Here is a 3,655-nt window from a genome sequence, read left to right as displayed (position 1 = left end):
GCGTTGACGGATGGGATTGATAATTGGCTGGCGCAGGGGAATGCATCAGGCATGGTAGCACCCGAAATTTCGGTAAACACCGTAATTGATAATCCCGGCGATATAGTGGTAGATACAGCAGCCGGCACGGTAACCATAAACGGCCAGACCTTTACTTACACACCCGGCGAAGGCACGGCCATTGAAGATGCCAACGGTTCGCTGTGGGTGGTTACGGCGAACGGTACGGTGGTGTTTGCCGGACAAACGGGTGCAGTGCCGCTTTCACTCATTCACAACTACATCAACACAACCACGGGCACGGCCGTATTCGGACACACCAATGAATCGCTTTATGGTTTTGATGCGCATCAGGTGCCGGCGTGGCGGTTGTATTACAAAGATGTAACAGATAAAAAAGACAACAGTGTAAAAGCGGTAAGCTGGAAATCGCTGCAGAGTGAGAAGTATGATGAAGTATCGGTACAGCTCACGCTCAGCAATGGCGTAAATGCCGACAGTGTATTCTTTTTCTCGCATACCGGCACGCGCTATCAAAGCCACGGCACGGGCACTACACGCAAGTTTTATGTGGTGGGCGGCAATGGCAACGACCGTCAGGAAATTTATGCCGGCTATTATCATTCGCCCGACAGTTTGGTGAATATTGGCAAAGTAAATGCGATTAGTCTGAATAAGCAGGAAGAAACGCTGCATCTTGTGCCGCTTACATCAGGCAATACGCAGGCAACTGCGGTAAGTGCAGCCCAGGCGGCGTTGCTGGAAACGGAGTTAAATAAGGCGTATGCCGGTGCGGTGGTGAAATGGACTGTAAAAACAGATGCCGCGCTTAACGCACAAAACTGGGACAGCAACAACGACGGTAAAGTAAATGTGGGCGGCACCGGCCTGAGCCGCTACAGCGACGAAATGAAAGCGATAAACAGTCGCCTGAAAGCACGGCCGGATTACAGTCGCAGCGAGCACTATGTATTTGTAACAGCCCTTGCGCCCGACAGCAGCTGGACTGATCTGGAAGGTGTGATGCCGCGCGGCAAAAACATTGGCTATGTGTTTCTTTCGCCTGCGCAGTCCGGCTTCAACCGCACCGTGCAGCACGAACTGGCCCACGGCGTGTTTGCGCTTGAGCATAGTTTCAAAGGCAATGCACCGGCACCCAAAGGCACCACCGACAATTTGCTCGACTATACCGCTACCGGCACACGCTTAGTGGAATGGCAGTGGGAGTGGATGCATAATCCGTCTGTATTGCTGGGAATTGGCGACGGGGATGAAGATGATTTAAGCATTACAGCCTACACCATCAGCCAACTGGCTTCGTTGAAAAATGCCGACGGCACTTACACATTCATTGCACCTTCGGGTAAACTCATTACCCTGCCTGCTACAATTACTGCAGTTTCCTTTTCAACACTCGACGCACTTTATTATAAAGAAAGCAACGTTCCAACGGGCCATAATTTAGCGGCTGGCGTACTAATAAACTTTGTGAATGAGTCGGAAACTTACGAGGCCCGGTTTGGAAGTACAGCCACCACTTCATATTTTACGGGCTACTTCAAAAAAGACGCTCCCGAAAACAGCAGTCAGGCCTACACCGATATTTACTCCAATGCCACACAGCCGCAAACGGCCATTGCAGTTTTCCCGGTAGTTAACAATAATCAGTTTGAAGGTTATGCGGGAAGATTTGCTGTGCCGGCAGGAAGCAGCGTACCGGTTTCAAATAAAGCTCAAGGCGCAATACACAATGGCTCGTTGTGCATTGCACTGCAAACCACGGTGTCGGCCAACCAGCCTGTGACTTCGTTTTATACGCAACTTCAGCAAACTTCGGTAAAGCCATTAGTAAAGCTGAATGTGGTTGTGAACCTACCGCCTAGCGATATGGCGCTGCTCGACGGTACACAAACACCCGCCGAATTCATGAAACAATCGCTGAACATAAATTCTCCGTTTGGCGATTATATTTTTTGTCTCACCCTGTGCAACCTTACCACTGAAAATTTGCTGGCCGTAGCTTCGTGCCAGAATGCACTACTTACCGCACAGCAGGCCCTTATTCTCGACCAGCAGGCTTTGCAAGACGCAAAGCTGAACACCGCTAACAGGGTAATTTCTGAACAGAATGGCGCCACAGATTTAGCCGATTATCATTACAAACTACTTGTAATGATGGCTACAGTGCTGGAGGTAACTAAAAAAGCCTACCCAACGGCCATAAATACCGCGTTTATTGATAATGTGGTGAATGCGCTCAACTCAAACAGTACACAAGCCACGCTGCACAGTTTGTTTGTAAACATGGATCCTTACACACCGTGTGTGTTTACGCATTTCAAGGTGTCGGACAGGATACGCATAATTAATAAACTCATTGGCAATACAGACTATTGGATGGCCGGTGACCACAACATTATTCTCGATTTGCTGAACACCGCTCCCGAAAGCGACCGGGCTAAACTCATTACCCAGGGTTTTACACCCAACAGCTATGCGTGGATGAGAATAATGCAGACTCATGCCGATGAAATTGGCGACTCGCCGGTGGTGTTGAACTCAAATGCGATTTCGTATTATGATGTAACAGATGTGTTTTATGTGATTGCGCGTTGGACGTATGCGTATTGGAATGAGATACAACCAATGGTGACCACCTATACATATACAGTGGATGGATTCAACGGGTTCACCAGTTTCCAATACCCGGCCGGATACCGCGAGTATTTCTTTGGCCTCGACGAAGAACAAACCTATATATACAACAACTACGACCTGCACGTTGGCGAAAATGGCGAAGCAGGTACACAGCAATACAAACCGGACGGCAGAATACGCCTTACCCAAAAATATACGCTGACCGACAGAAACACCTATATAAGCCCGCCCAACACACCTGTGCGCAACTTTACGCACACCGAAGTATATGTAAACGAACTGCAGCCTTTTGAAATGGTGCGGGTGATGCAGTACAACGGCATTACGTTTACAGAGGTGATAATGCCCGCCTTTATGGTGGTTGTGCAGGAGCGCGACCGGGCGTTTAAGAAGATGAACGACCGGTTCGACAATTTTGTGAACCATGTGCTTATTGATGTGCCCACAATTGCGCTGGGCATACTGGCGGCTCCTGCAACGGGAGGTGCGTCGTTGGTTACGGCTGCCGAAATTACTACAGTTTTAGTGGCACGTGCGGCTTTGGCTGATGTGGTTATTCAGGGTATTCGGGTAAACGATCCGGGCAATGCGGGGGCATATGAGGCATGGGATAATTTTTTCACGGCGGTGAATGTGGCCGCAACGGGTACTGCTGCTGTTTACACGATAAGGCATTTGGGCGCTTTACTGCGGGCGTATTCGCGCTGGGGCAGTTTTTCGCAGGCGTGCAGGTTGCCGGGGGCAAACCCGCTGCTGGTGACTGAGTGGAATACGCTGCGCGGGGTGGGCAGCAATGTGGCAGCGAACGCCAATAGCCTTGGAGCCGGCTTTTTGCCGCGGTTAGTGGGCAGCAGTACGTATAACTTCACGGGTTTCCGCACGGTGGCTGCGGCCGACGGGTTTACCGATGTGGTGATCCATTTTAAAAACGGCGCGTATGTGGCGGAGGTGGAAACTGCCGGGCAGTTGGTAGAAACGTCTGTTGCGCAGGCCGATC

The 3,655-nt window shown here is 50.3% G+C and carries 1 protein-coding gene; it reads left to right on the top strand.

What is annotated here, in order from left to right; translation table 11 throughout:
- Positions 1–3,655, top strand: a 3,655-nt coding sequence (locus tag IM638_20110) for a hypothetical protein (protein MCA6365347.1), incomplete at both ends; no start/stop codon positions are given.

This window comes from Bacteroidota bacterium (assembly GCA_020402865.1).
Classification (GTDB): Bacteria; Bacteroidota; Bacteroidia; order Palsa-965; family Palsa-965.
The sequence above is the reverse complement of the archived record's forward strand: the minus strand, read 5'-3'. Positions and strand labels throughout refer to the sequence as shown.